Origin of the sequence: Frankia sp. AgPm24 (assembly GCF_023243055.1) — a bacterium.
Classification (GTDB): domain Bacteria; phylum Actinomycetota; class Actinomycetes; order Frankiales; family Frankiaceae; genus Frankia; species Frankia umida.
On the sequence record NZ_JALKFW010000012.1, the window covers coordinates 1 to 11,797 of the forward strand.

General features: G+C 70.1%; 11 protein-coding genes, 1 tRNA gene and 3 pseudogenes. 6 read left to right on the forward strand and 9 right to left on the reverse strand.

Annotated elements, in window-relative coordinates:
- The 4 genes from MXD61_RS04445 to MXD61_RS04460 all read left to right on the forward strand — a co-directional run.
- Positions 1-275 (forward strand): transposase (locus MXD61_RS04445; protein WP_248811583.1); only part of this gene is annotated, 275 nt, incomplete at its 5' end.
- Between the two features lie 321 nt (positions 276-596).
- Entirely contained in the window at positions 597-815 is a 219-nt protein-coding gene (locus tag MXD61_RS04450; RefSeq protein WP_285223145.1) for an OST-HTH/LOTUS domain-containing protein, read from the forward strand.
- A gap of 83 nt (positions 816-898) precedes the next feature.
- On the forward strand, positions 899-1,315 hold the full coding sequence (locus MXD61_RS04455) for a hypothetical protein (RefSeq protein WP_248811584.1): 417 nt from the start codon (positions 899-901) through the stop codon (positions 1,313-1,315).
- Between the two features lie 15 nt (positions 1,316-1,330).
- On the forward strand, positions 1,331-1,726 hold the full coding sequence (locus tag MXD61_RS04460; RefSeq protein WP_248811585.1) for a hypothetical protein: 396 nt from the start codon (positions 1,331-1,333) through the stop codon (positions 1,724-1,726).
- 78 nt (positions 1,727-1,804) lie between these two features.
- Here the strand turns inward: MXD61_RS04460 and MXD61_RS04465 are convergent, their stop codons facing one another.
- The 3 genes from MXD61_RS04465 to MXD61_RS04475 all read right to left on the reverse strand — a co-directional run bounded on the left by MXD61_RS04465 (position 1,805) and on the right by MXD61_RS04475 (position 3,327).
- Complete coding sequence (locus MXD61_RS04465) at positions 1,805-1,972, reverse strand: hypothetical protein (RefSeq protein ID WP_248811586.1); 168 nt, start codon at positions 1,970-1,972, stop codon at positions 1,805-1,807.
- An 810-nt stretch (positions 1,973-2,782) separates the two neighbouring features.
- Positions 2,783-2,867: transfer RNA gene (locus tag MXD61_RS04470), tRNA-Leu, on the reverse strand.
- Between the two features lie 163 nt (positions 2,868-3,030).
- On the reverse strand, positions 3,031-3,327 hold the full coding sequence (locus MXD61_RS04475) for a hypothetical protein (RefSeq protein ID WP_248811587.1): 297 nt from the start codon (positions 3,325-3,327) through the stop codon (positions 3,031-3,033).
- Positions 3,328-3,513: 186 nt separating this feature from the next.
- Here MXD61_RS04475 and MXD61_RS04480 point away from each other — a divergent pair.
- Together MXD61_RS04480 and MXD61_RS04485 are read left to right on the forward strand one after the other, a co-directional pair.
- Positions 3,514-3,692 (forward strand): annotated as a pseudogene (locus MXD61_RS04480) (DDE-type integrase/transposase/recombinase); the annotation flags it as partial.
- Between the two features lie 248 nt (positions 3,693-3,940).
- Positions 3,941-4,801 (forward strand): IS256 family transposase, encoded by an 861-nt coding sequence (locus MXD61_RS04485; protein ID WP_248811588.1) that lies wholly within the window; start codon positions 3,941-3,943, stop codon positions 4,799-4,801.
- Here MXD61_RS04485 and MXD61_RS04490 read toward each other — a convergent pair.
- The 6 genes and pseudogenes from MXD61_RS04490 to MXD61_RS27865 all read right to left on the reverse strand — a co-directional run.
- Positions 4,737-5,230 (reverse strand): annotated as a pseudogene (locus MXD61_RS04490) (transposase); the annotation flags it as partial. The gene MXD61_RS04485 and the pseudogene MXD61_RS04490 overlap by 65 nt on opposite strands.
- A 518-nt stretch (positions 5,231-5,748) precedes the next feature.
- Complete coding sequence (locus tag MXD61_RS04495; protein ID WP_248811589.1) at positions 5,749-6,108, reverse strand: hypothetical protein; 360 nt, start codon at positions 6,106-6,108, stop codon at positions 5,749-5,751.
- The gene (locus tag MXD61_RS04500) at positions 6,099-9,971 is read right to left on the reverse strand and encodes an RHS repeat-associated core domain-containing protein (RefSeq protein ID WP_248811590.1); all 3,873 of its coding nucleotides are present in this window, start codon (positions 9,969-9,971) and stop codon (positions 6,099-6,101) included. The genes MXD61_RS04495 and MXD61_RS04500 overlap by 10 nt, the downstream gene beginning before the upstream one ends.
- A gap of 134 nt (positions 9,972-10,105) precedes the next feature.
- Complete coding sequence (locus tag MXD61_RS28310) at positions 10,106-11,053, reverse strand: DUF6531 domain-containing protein (RefSeq protein ID WP_248811591.1); 948 nt, start codon at positions 11,051-11,053, stop codon at positions 10,106-10,108.
- A gap of 53 nt (positions 11,054-11,106) precedes the next feature.
- Positions 11,107-11,355: pseudogene (locus MXD61_RS04510) on the reverse strand (IS701 family transposase); the annotation flags it as partial.
- Between the two features lie 105 nt (positions 11,356-11,460).
- Positions 11,461-11,682 (reverse strand): pentapeptide repeat-containing protein, encoded by a 222-nt coding sequence (locus tag MXD61_RS27865; protein ID WP_285223147.1) that lies wholly within the window; start codon positions 11,680-11,682, stop codon positions 11,461-11,463.
- Positions 11,683-11,797: the final 115 nt, after the last annotated feature.

Here is an 11,797-nt window from a genome sequence, read left to right on the forward strand (position 1 = left end):
CTGCGTCAACTATTACCCCTTCCGTGCTGCCCCTAATTCTAGTAGGGACCGCTGTCCGGGAGAAAAGGGGCACCTCACTGGCCACCACCGTCCGCCTCGCGAAGATCCGCTGGCGGATCGAACACGACTACCGCGAACTCAAACACGGCCTCGGCCTCGACCACTTCGAAGGCCGCACCCACACCGGCTGGCACCGCCACGTCACCCTCGCCTGCCTCGCCCAGGCCTTCACCACCCTGCTGCGACTCGACCCAAAAGCCCCTGCGCCGGCCTGACCACCTACGCCACCATCCGCGCCCTACAACTCCTACTCGTAGCCCTGGCCGGCGCCTGCCCCACCTGCCACCGCACCATCACCCTCCCCAACACCCACACGATCAACTCAACCTAACCAAGTACTACTAGTCCCCGCCCAGGCCGCCCCGCCGGCGCAGACCTCACCTGGGGCCGCGAGCGATTCCGCGACGCCCGGATCGAACCCGGCTATCGAAACACCGCGGACCGCCACCGCTGCCCCGCCGACGAAGAAGGCGAAGGCCGCCCCGGTCGCACTTCCCCGCCGGGAGACGGCCGCTGAACTGCGCGCGGACATCACCCTGGTCAGCCGGCTCCGCGAGGCGGTCACGACGAACCCCGGCCCCGACGGGTGGACCCATCTGGCGGCTGTCGGGTCAGCCATCCGCAAGCACCCCGCGATCGTCCTGAAGACCTACGGCTACCGCCAGCTCAAGGACATGATGGTCACCATTGACTTGTTCGAGCTCCGGCGGGACGGCCGAGGCAGATCCGGCGCCGTGTACGCACGCATCAGGTAGACGTGCCAGACCACGCGACGGCGACCCGCCACGGCCGACACTTCAGGTGCGAACCACCCTCCGCTCCCGACGGGAGGATCTGGATGTCCCTGTCCCGGATGAACTGGGACGACCTGCCAGCGACCGTCCGGCGGGCGGTGGAGGCCCACACGGGGCCTGTCGCGGCAGCATCGACGGCATCGGGCGGCTTCAACTCGGCGATAGCCGCGACCCTGTGGACACGGTCCGGGCCGGTGTTCTGCAAGGGCCTCCCCGTTGATCATCGGCAGATCGTCACCCAACGTCGAGAGCGTGAGATCAACCCCCACGTGGTCGATCTGTCTCCTCAGCTGCTGTGGCATGTCGAGGTGGACGGGTGGGATCTGTCCGGTTTCGAGCACATCGACGGCCGGCACGCGGACTACCGGCCGGGCTCCGACGACCTCCCCCTGATCGCCGAGTGCCTACGACGGCTGCAGCAGGGCGCATGCCCGGATCTGCCGCTCAAACAGGCCGAGTAGCGGCTGAGCGCCTACGTGGCCAAGCCGGCGGACGCGGAGATGTTCGCGGGCGACGCGTTGCTGCACACCGACTGGAACAGCACGAACCTCCTGATCGAGGGCCGTGCCTACCTGGTGGACTGGGCGTGGGCGACCCTCGGCGCGGCGTGGCTGGACCCAGCAGGCATGGTCGTCTGGCTCATGGCCGAAGGCGGGCACACCGCCGCCCAGGCCGAGGCGTGGGCAAGCCAGATCCCGTCCTGGCAGGCCGCGCCCGCCGGTGCCGTCACCGCGTACGCCAAAGCCAACGCACGCCTGTGGGCCGAGATCGCCCAGGCTCGCCCGGATGAGTGGACCTCACGCACAGCCTCGGCCGCGGGCGCATGGGCGCTCTACCGTGCGCAACAGGACCAAGCGCGAACGGGACGTTGAAGGGGCACGGCAGGAAGGCAGGCAAGGGCGGGACAGACCGGCTGGTCGGTGATGTCCTCGGGTGGCATCGACGTCTCCTCAGCCCGTGGTGACGTGCGGGCAGACGTCGCGTTGCTCGTAGCCCCCGGGAACGTCGGTGCTGACGGCGGCCCAGAATGGTTGGGAGGAGCGGGCGTGGCCGCCGAGGGTGTGCCAGGACAGGCCGGGATGGTCGGCCCGCAGGGCGGCGAGACCGGCGCTGGCCAAGCCGCATCGCTGGTACTTCTCCATGGTGTAGGGCTGTTCGACCCAGCCGAGCCGGCAGCGGCGGCAGATCTGGTAGTGAGGTGCCCCTTTTCTCCCGGACAGCGGTCCCTACTAGAATTAGGGGCAGCACGGAAGGGGTAATAGTTGACGGCGAACGCCTGATGGCCGTGCAGGTTCGCTGCCCGCTCGCGCCAGCCGCCCCGTTCGCCAGAGATGGTGTCCTGCCAGGGCGCGTCGACCCGGGGGATCCGGGGCCAGCCGGTGCGCCGTCCGAACCGTCCGCGGCTGAGCCACCGGAGGGTGTCGCGCCAGGAGTCTCGCCCGGATACGCGGCCGACCTTGTGGGCTTGGGTGGCGAGGTGCCGGGCGGCCTCGTGGTCGTCGGTCACGCCCTTCATCCGATCTCGGTCCGAGACTGGCCGTACAGGACTCCGTCAAGATCGATAGTGGTCTGGCGGGATCAGTAGTCGACGGTCGCGGATCGCCGGCTCTACCGTGAATCATGCGGTGGTGGCGACGGTCCCGGCCGATGACGACGGTCGCAGCGGGGCTTCCCAGCGGTGCGGTGACAATTACGTCCAGCCCCCGCGAAGATCCCATCGGGGTCGTCCGCCGCTGGCCGCCGTTCCGGCCAACCCACCGCATCGGCAAGGCCCTGACCAGTTGGCGCCGGATGGCGGGCTCACCGGCGCCTACCTGGATCACCGCGTCGCGAAGGAGCCCAGAACACAACAGGGCCAACCAGACCACAGAGCGTGAATTTAAACAAGAATAGAAAGATACCCTAAGTGTCTAATTGATTACGAAGAGTGTCCGAGGGGGGACTTGAACCCCCACGCCCGATAAAGGGCACTAGCACCTCAAGCTAGCGCGTCTGCCATTCCGCCACCCGGACAGGTGGTCGCGGGTCTCACCCGCCGACAGGAGTGATGCTACACGGTCGGACACGGTGGTTGTCGCTACCCCCGGCCACCGGCAGATCAAGTCCTTGGCGGGGGTCCGCTCGAGAGGTGCAGAGGGGCCTCTGGCGCTCGCCGGGTGGCCCGGCGACACCGGGATCAGGAGTCCTCGCTCGGCAGGACCGTGAGGTCTGACAGCTGGCGCCACAGGTCACGTTCGACGCAGGACATGGGCGCCTGGGACGGCATCCGATCAAGCGGTGCGGATGGGCGATCTGTCGTGGACGGTGCGGTGGCCGGGTCGGCGGGCGTGATGGCGGACGGATCGGCGGGGGCCGCGGGCCAGGCGCCGGCTTCGACGAATGCCGTGGTCGCCGCGATGCGCCCCAGTTCGCGGCCGATGGAGCGCAGGCCTCGTCTGACCAGCGCGCCCGTCCACCGGCTCCCGATGTGCATGGGACGATGATCGCTGTCTTGACTAAGGTCTCGCTTACGTTCGGCATGATTGCTGGTGCTCCCGGGGCCGTCAGGTGCCGGAGGGGCCGCGACGGCGGGGCCGGGGCCGGATCGACCAGCCCAGGCCGCGGCGAAGTTACGCCATGCGGCAGGCGAAGCGGGGCGTCCGGGCATGGCGGCGCGCTCGACCAAGCCGCCGCTCGCCGGTTCTTCGTCCAGGCACTGTCTCATGGCCGGCGGCCGATCGAGGTCACCACGGACAAGGCGCCTCTCTATCCGCGAATCTTCGACGCACTCCTGCCCGAGGCCGCCACGTCGACGCCGCCCGGGAGAACAATCGGATCGAGGCTGATCCTGGCCGGTTAAGCGGGTGCGGCGGACGGTGGACGGTGGACCCCAGGGTCTGGTGTGCCCTTTTGAATCCCAGGGCCCAGTGGAGTCCACGGACGTGGTGTACGGAGTGTGATCGTCTAACGACTCGCCGGAGTGGCGGTCCGTGACGTGAAGCGACCACCGCGCGATCCTTTTCGAGGACCGCCAAGAACTCGACGAGGAGATACGCGATGGCCGTGCGTCCGACTGTGGCTGAGCCGAGGGGTTCGGCAAGGAGCTGATGGCAGCGAGTCCGGATCTGTTGGGCTCGATGGTGAAGGCGTTCGCGGAGGCGTTGATGGGCGCCGAGGTGGACGGGATCTGCCATGCGGAATATGGGGAGATTTCATCTGAGCGGGTGAACCGGCGGAACGGCTATCGGGCGCGGGAGTGGGACACCCGGGCCGGGACGATCGACCTGGCGGTACCGAAGCTGCGGCAGGGATCCTATTTTCCGGAATGGCTGTTGACGCGCCGTCGTCGCGCCGAGCAGGCGTTGATCTCGGTGGTCGCGACCTCGTATCCGCTGGGGGTATCGACCCGCCGGGTCGACAAGCTCGTCGAACAGCTCGGGGTGGCACATATCTCGACATCGCAGGTGTCGGTGTTGGCGAAGCATCTCGACGCCCAGGTCGAGGCGTTCCGCTCCCGACCACTGGACGCCGGTCCGTACCGGTTCGTCCAGGCCGACGCGCTCACGATGAAGGTCCGCGAGAACGGCCGGGTGATCAATGTGCACTGCCTGCTCGCGGTCGGCGTCCACGGCGACGGCCACCGGGAGATCCTCGGTCTCGACGTCGTGTCCAGCGAGGACGGCGCCGGCTGGCTGGCGTTCTTCCGCGGGCTGGTCGCCCGCGGCCTGTCCGGGGTGCGGCTGGTGACCTCCGACGCCCACCGGGGACTGGTCAACGCGATCGGCTCCACGCTGCCGGGAGCGTCGTGGCAGCGCTGCCGGACGCACTATCTGCGGGACCTGCTCACCATGACACCGAAGTCGTCCCCTACCCGTCAAGATGAGGTGAGTCAGGCGATCCGGGACGCCGGGCACCGTAGGTCTGCCGCGAGGCGGCGAACAACGCCCGAATCCGGGTTTCCAGCGTGATACGCCGCCGGGTGCTCGTCGAGGAGGGCCGGCGGGTCCAGTCGTAGAAACCGGATGCGGACACCGCTGGCCATCGGCGCATGTTCCGTACTGGGTAGGAGTCCTTCTCCGCGGCGATCAGCTGATACTTGTCGGTCACTGATGGCGTTGCGCGAAGAAGGCGGTCGCTTGTGAGAGGAACTCACGCTCCATGCGGAGTTCCCGGTTCTCCTTCTCCAGCTCCCGCAACCGGGCTCGCTCCGACATGGTCAGTGGCTCGTCCTCGCTGTTTTCGTGGGCACGCCGCCAGGTCGCAACCCAGGTTCCCTGGGTGCCCTCATTGATACCGAGATCCTTCGCGACAGCCGAGACCGGCCGGCCCGAATCGATGACGAGTTTGACCGCCTCGTCCTTGTATTCCGACGTGAACCGCCTTCGTGGCTTTGCCATCAAGATCCTCCGTTCACGGATCATATCCCACAGGGATCACTGTCCGAAGAACGGGGACCACCTCAGGCGATGAGCAGGCCGAGGACGGACAGGTCGACGGCGGGTGCGACGAGGGGCGGTTGGGGCGACGGTGGCTACTCGGCTGGACCGGGCGTAGGCAGCCTTGTTCCGGGACCGGCCGGCGCCGGCGGTCTCGCCGAGCAGGGTCGCGGCGCCCAGGACTTCGCAGCCGGGGATCGCCAGCAGGGACGGGGCGAGCTGGCGGACAAGGGCCCGAAGCTCGCTTTCCAGCGTGTTGAGTAGGGGTGCGCGGTGGAGAAGGTCGCTGGGCGAACTCGGCGGCACTCGCGAGGACAGTGCGGGGAGCGGTCGCCGAGGCTGTGGGCCCGCGCCGCGACCGCGCCGGCCCTCGACGTCATCACCCGCTGGAGTCCGACCACGTGATCGGCGGCCGTCCCGTAGGTCTCGTTGTCTGCACCGCCAGCGCGGGGCTCGCGGTCAGGACGATCGACCGGCGGCTATTCCTGGCTCAGCACAGTCTCGATCCTCAGCTGGGCAACCGTGCGTGGGCCCTCCAGGACCAGCAGCACGGTCCCGGGACGAAGATGCTCGAGCGCCAACTCGGGCACGAGGAACCCCACCAGGCAACGCCGATGGTCGTCATCCAGGCGCTCGGTCTCCTGCAGCAGAATGCTCAGCTGGTCAGCCGACGCCGGCCAGTCCGGCTGGACCTCCGCCTCGCCGCCCTGGACGAACACCGCCGTCGCCATGTAGACGGGCGCGGTCGGCGGCCCCGACCGCCGCCCTCCTTCCGCCTGCGTGCGCCACCCGACCACGCCCTCGGCCACCGGGTTCTCGATCTTCTGCATCACGGCCACAGCTCGATTCCGCTCATCTGCTCGTTGATCTGGGCGAGCTGGTCGCCGTCGGCGTAGTAGGCGGGGCCGACTCCGTCCAGCTTGCCCGCGTGAAAGTGCAACTGGTCGGCCAACGGCCGGGGTATCCGCGTCGTGACAGTCAGGCCGTCACCTGCGTTGAGCAGCTCACCCCACCGGTCGGCGTGCTCACCTCGGGTCGCGAACCACTTTCCCTCCATCTGGCCCGCGCCGGTCCCGAACCTACCCGTCGCGGCGATGGAATCGAACTCGGCGGCGTCCACGTTCCGGAAAATCTGCACGACGTCCGCAGCGTCGGCGGAGGCCCGCTGAACCGCTGTCCCGGTGCCGGCGCCGGCCTTTCCGGCCAGGCCCCCGGTGGCGGTGCTGAAGGCGAGTTCACCGAGATCGAGCTGCCCGGGGTGGACGACACTCTGGGTGGCGAGATCCTGGGCCGCGCCACCGATGGCGTTGCTCGCCGCGGCGGAGAACCCTGTCCTGGCGAGCCCTCCGGCCACTCCGCCACCGATGCCGCCGGCGATTCCGCCGAGGGCGACGGTGCGAGGATCGAAGTTTCCCGTGACGAGGCCGATGGCCGCCGAACTTCCGGCGCCGATGAGTATTCCGGCGCCGACAGCCTGCCCGCCCGGGACGAACATCAGTCCCACGCCGGCACCGATGACCGCGGCCGCACCCAGGCTCCCCCACGGGTCCTTTCTGACGTGGTCCCAGGCATTCTCGAACATGCCCTTGCCGGCCTGACTGCGGTAGTCGTCGTACTCGGCGTCGGTCAGCGGGCGCAGACCGGTCGGGTCGACCATGCCGATCGGATCGTTCCACGCCTGGTGGTAGGGGTTCGCCTGGCCCGGCATCCCGGGGATGTTCGGGAGCGGATCAGGAGAGAGAAAGGAACGGGTCCGCGGATCGAGAACGCGGGCGCGTTGCCAGACCAGATCGCCGACGACCAGCTCACCGCGGTAGCCCAGGGTGCTGTCCAGGCCCGGCGCTCCTGGCGGTGCTTCCTCGCGCCCGGGGCGCCCCTCACCCGCAGCCGAGCCGGTGCCGGTTCGGGCAACGGCGCCGGTGCCCGGCTCGATCGGCAGGCCCCACATGTCGCGACTATCGGGTGAGCCCTGCCAGTCGAGCTCGACCCACTGCCCGCCCACGGACCCGAGTGCACCCGGGCCGCTGCCCGGCTCAGCGTCGTCGGTCAGGCCGAGAGCGGACCCTGCGCGGGCATAGGTACGCCCGCCCACCGCATGCGCCTGCCCCGGCCAGGCCACCGGATCCCAGAGCACAGCCTGGCCGTTCACCGCGAGCGGATCCCCGAGGGCATCGACGGCGAGCCGGTCCGACCGGACGGTCCCCGCCGGGCCGCCCGACTCTCGCCGGACCTCGCGCAGCCGGCCCAACGCGTCCCAGTCGTAGCGGACGGCACCGGTCGGCCCGTCCTCCGTCCGCCGACGCCCAGCGCCGTCGTAGCCGAAGACGGTCGGCGGACCGTCCCCAATGCGACGTTCGATCAGGCGGCCGGCGGCGTCGTACGTGGAGCGGATCACGGAGCCGGGATCACCCCGGTCCTCGGCGATCAGGCGCCCGCCCGGATCCCAGGTGAAGGCCCAGTCGCCCCACGGTCCCCGCGCCGCGATGAGCTGGCCGGCCCGGTCGTAGCCGAACCGCCGCTCCTCCCCGCCGTCGACCACCCGGGTGACCCGACCGGCACCGTCACGTTCCACGGTCCGGCCGGGACGCGTCGCGTGCCGACCGTCTGGATCACGCCGCAGCACGCGGCGGCCCAACGTGGGATGCGCCACCGAGCGCAGGCGCCCGTCATCGTCGTACTCGTAGCGCACCGGTGCCCGGCCGGGCCGTCCGACCCCGACGCACCGCCCGTCGCCGTCATAGGACCAGGCGAGCCGGCCCGCTGCGGTGGTGCGAGTGGTCAACCGTCCGGCGAGGTCGTAGGTCAGCTCCACCTGGACGTCCGGGCCCGCGGAACCCGCCTCCGGCGCGGACCCGACGCGCTCGAGGCGCCCGACCGCGTCGTAGCGGTACCGGAGCCGCGGGGTCCGCTCGTCCGGCAGACCGCGTCCGATCAGCCGCCCGTCGGGATCCCACCAACAGCGCAGCCCGGTGCCATCCGGACGACGCAACGTCTGGACGCGACCGTTGCGGTCACGGGCGATAGTGGTGCTGCGCCCCAGCGGGTCGGTGGTGCCGAGCTGCCGTCCGACCTCGTCGCGGCGCAGCTCGTGGCGGCCCCCGAGGGGGTCGGTCCAGGCGGCGAGCTGGCCGCGGCTGTCGTGTTCGTAGTGGGTGGTGGCACCGAGGGCGTCGGTGGCGCTGGTGAGGACGCCGCGGGCGTCATAGGTGTAGCGGCGGGCGGCGCCGGTACCGTCGGTGACCACGACGGGCAGGCCGAGCGGGTTGCGCTCGATCGTCGTGCGCCGCTCGCCCGGGCGGGTCACCGCAGTGACGCGGCCGTACGCGTCGTACTCCCAGGTCGTCTCGCGGCCGGCGGGGGTGACGAGCGCGGTCAACCGGCCCGCGGCGTCCCGGCGGTAGCGGGTGCACGCGCCGGACGGGGAGGTGGTCTGGATCCACCGGCCGGCCCGATCGTAGCCGTAGGCCTCGCGCCGGCCGAGCGCGGTGGTGATCGCGGCGAGGCGCCCACCGGGCGTCCACTCGACGGTGCGCCGCCCGCCCAGCGGATCGGTGACCGCCACCACCCGCCCACGCGGATCGTGCTCGTAACGGGTGACAGCACCCGCCGAGTCCGTCTCGGCGATGACAGCGCCGGCGGGGTCATACGCGCGCTGCCAGACTCGCCCGTCCGGGCTGCTCCAGCGCACGGCCCGGCCAGCCTCGTCGTACTCGACCCGCCACTGGTGCCCCTCGGCGTCGGACTCGACGGTGGGCCGGCCGTCCGGGTCGTAGCCACGGCGGAACGTCGCACCGGCAGGGTCGGTGGCGGCGGTCAGCCGGCCGAGACCGTCGTGGTCGAAGCGGAACTTCTGGCCATCGGGGGCGACGATCAGCGCGGTGTTGCCGAACAGGTCGTACTCGAAACCGAGTGTCGAGCCCAGTGGGTCGGCTACCTGCTCGACCTGTCCGTGCGAGCCGTACCTCGACTCCCACCGTCCACCGGCGGGGTCGAGGTAGCCGTCGGGACGGCCGGCCGGGGTGTAGTGATAGGCGCTGCTGGTCCCGTCCGGGCCGTGCTCGCGGACCGCCCGGCCGGCGTCATCGCTGTCCCACCTGCGGGTCTGACCCGCAGGTCCGGTGATCGCGGCCAGCCGGCCGGCCGAGTCGTAGTGCAGCCTGGTCCGCCCGCCGCCAGCGACCCGCATATCGATGAGCTGGGCATCGGCGTCCCAGCGGAACCGGGTGGTGACCCCGTCCGGGTCGACGACGCAGGTCGGCAGGTCGTCGTCGTTGACGGTGATCCTGGTCAGCGCGCCCGCCGCGTCGACGATCTCCACCGGAGTGCGGGCGGTACCGGCGTAGATCCAGCGGGTCAGGTGACCACGCGGGTCGGTGTAGCCGGTCCGCCGACCAAGGGCGTCCCACGACCAGCGTTCGGTGATGCCGCATGGACCGGCGCGGCGGACGAGGTTCCCCTCGTCGTCGTAGTCCATCGACCAGCGGGCGCCGGAGCGTTCCGCCAGGCCGCGCAGCCGCCCGTCCTCGTCGAACACCCGGCGGAAGGTCCAGTCCGCATCGTCGACCAGGCAGATCACCCGGCCGGCAGCATCGTGGTGGTACTCGTTGATCGCACCGCCCGCCGCGTCGGTGACCAGGGTGCGGTGGCCCGCGCGGTAGGCGAACTCGACCAGACGCCCCTCAGGGGTCAGCTGGGTCGACACCCGACCCGCATCGTCAAAGGTGTTCCGGCCCAGCGTCACACCGTCGGCATCGACAACCTCACGGAGCGGGCCGGTGCCGCTCTCAGCGTCATAGTGGTATCGGCGGGGCCCCTGCGGGCCGCCGCTGACGGCGATCAGGCCGCGTGCTCGTCGTAGACGTAGCGCACCTGCCGACCGTCACTGGCCCGTACCGTCGTGATGAGACCGGCCGCGTCGTCCCAGACAAGTTCGACGAACCGGCCCGAACGCGGATACGACAATCGGACTAACCGGCCGCCGGACCAGGCGAGCAGCAGCTCCGACGGCCCGACACGCACCCGCACCGGACAGCCCGCCTCGTCGTACCACCAGGTCTCCGCGCGACCGCGCGTGAAGCGAAAACCCGCGCCATCGGCGTGCAGGGTCGCGCCTAGCAACGGCAGCTCGGTCGGCCGGTCCGCGACCGGCCGGGCCACCAGAGACCATGCGCCGTCCGGGTTACGCCACTCGACCTGCTCGTCCCCGACGTCCAGCATCGTGTCGGCCCAGCTGGACCAACCCCGGCCGTGCGCCCCGCACCGATCATGCGCGCGGGAGTTGTAGGTCCGCCGCCAACCAGCGGGCGCGGCCCGGCCCGGCAACGGCAGATCAAGCTCCTGCTCGACCAGATTGCCGTTGGCGGTACACACCGGATCAGCCGCGAACCCGCTGTCCGGCGCACGAGCCAGCAACTCCGGGGCATCCACCGTCAGCGACGTCGTCGACAACGGACCAACACCGGCCGCCGTAAGCCTGGCCGCGATCCGACCGTCATCCACCGTGACCGTGCCGGCGGCCGTACCCGCCGAACCCTCGTCAGCGGCGACGAACGCGTCCTTCACCGCACCGACAAAACGGTCCCGCCCCTCGGCATCACTCAGATGCGTGTCCAGCTTCGCCCACAGATCCGGGTGGGAAAGGCTGTACTGAGCCCCGAATCGAGAAACCACCTCGTTGTAGTAGGCCCGCACACCGGCCGCCGATGTCGACAACGTCGTGCGGGCGGCGGTGGCGTCCGTGACGTAGGTACCGAGGTCCTCGGGGTCCGCTGCGCTGGTGGCCACGACGCCCTTCCCTTCTGCTCGTCCTCGCACCGCGGGGCGTGGGACACCTCACCCCGGGCATCGTCACGGACCCCGTCCACATCCCAGTCCGCCCGGCGCAGCAGCCGCTGCATCCCGTCCGGTGACCGCATACCGGCACGCTCCGCCAACGTCCACCCGTACTTCCGCTCCAAGCCCGCGACCAGCCCGGACGCATACTCCGCGACCCGCCGTCACGGTTCCGCGCGACCGAACCGGCCGCCGATCCCCCCGCAGAGATCATCCAGTTCGGTCGCCCACGCCTCCACCACAACCCGGATCATCCACCAGAGGCATCACAAGTATCGTTGCAGCACCAGGTGAACCAGAGGCGCTGCGCGCACCGGGGGGAAACCAGATCTCGACCGAAGACATCCCGGCCAGCAGGATCAAGCGCCGCCCGTTGGCCCACCAGAACTCCACGAAGCCGGACGCGTAAGCCCTTCGGGCAGGCGTGTATGTGCATCACCTTGCGCCGATTCCAGCTGAGCCTGTATCAGGCCCAACGCGTGGCGAAGGTCCGCGCCGCGGAGGTTCGCCTCGTCGATACTCGCGTGCCCGAAAAATACATAGCGGAGTTTCGCCCCGCCGTAACTGGTCAGACATCCCATGTTCTTGGATGTCAGGGACTGTCCAGCTGGCTCTATCTCACTTTCGGTGGTGACGGAGGGTGGTCTTCGATGAGGCCTGACGCTGGAAGTGGGCGTGTCCAGGTGGTGGGTGTCG

What these genes read in the sequence shown, in the direction of transcription:
- MXD61_RS27865 (WP_285223147.1), bottom strand. Translation starts at nt 11,682, where the DNA reads ATGGGATGTCTGACCAGTTACGGCGGGGCGAAACTCCGCTATGTATTT.
- MXD61_RS04485 (WP_248811588.1), top strand. Translation starts at nt 3,941, where the DNA reads ATGGCAGCGAGTCCGGATCTGTTGGGCTCGATGGTGAAGGCGTTCGCG.
- MXD61_RS04455 (WP_248811584.1), top strand. Translation starts at nt 899, where the DNA reads ATGTCCCTGTCCCGGATGAACTGGGACGACCTGCCAGCGACCGTCCGG.
- MXD61_RS04475 (WP_248811587.1), bottom strand. Translation starts at nt 3,327, where the DNA reads ATGCACATCGGGAGCCGGTGGACGGGCGCGCTGGTCAGACGAGGCCTG.